Origin of the sequence: Mesorhizobium sp. M7D.F.Ca.US.004.01.2.1 (assembly GCF_003997785.1) — a bacterium.
GTDB lineage: Bacteria > Pseudomonadota > Alphaproteobacteria > Rhizobiales > Rhizobiaceae > Mesorhizobium > Mesorhizobium loti.
Map to the genome: position 1 here is coordinate 1 of NZ_RZRQ01000760.1, position 481 is coordinate 481.

Genomic DNA, 481 nt, shown 5'->3' on the forward strand with positions numbered 1-481 from the left:
TCGCCGGCTCGAGCGCGTGCTGGGTGAACGGATGCCAGACTCGAGACTGCGACATCATTAGCCTCCGGCAATCGAGGCGAGGTCGAAGCCGGCAACCATCGCGTCCCTCAGCGTTTCTCTCGTCAGCGGATCGAGCAACGGCAGCCTGCCGAGCTGTGGCACGCCGCTGAATTCCACGATTGTCCTTTGCGTATCGGCCACCTCGTCGCCAATGAAGGCGAGGCCAATGAGCGGAATTGAGCGGGCCCGCAGGGCCTCGATCGACAGCAGCGTGTGGTTGATCGTGCCGAGCGCGGTGCGAGCGCACAGGATGACCGGCAGGTGCCATTGCGCGAATATGTCGATGAACCTTGTCTGCCGGTTGAGCGGCACCATCAGGCCACCGGCGCCTTCGATGACGAGCGGACCCGGCAAGACTGGAAGCGAGAGCCTTGCCACGTCTATCGCAACGCCATCGAGTTCGGCAGAACGATGCGGCGAC

General features: G+C 63.6%; 1 protein-coding gene. It reads right to left on the reverse strand.

All coding sequences use genetic code 11. The features are described from left to right. Positions 1 to 57: 57 nt before the first annotated feature. Positions 58 to 481, reverse strand: a 424-nt coding sequence (gene bioD, locus EN993_RS36665) for an ATP-dependent dethiobiotin synthetase BioD (RefSeq protein ID WP_164758103.1), incomplete at its 5' end; no start/stop codon positions are given.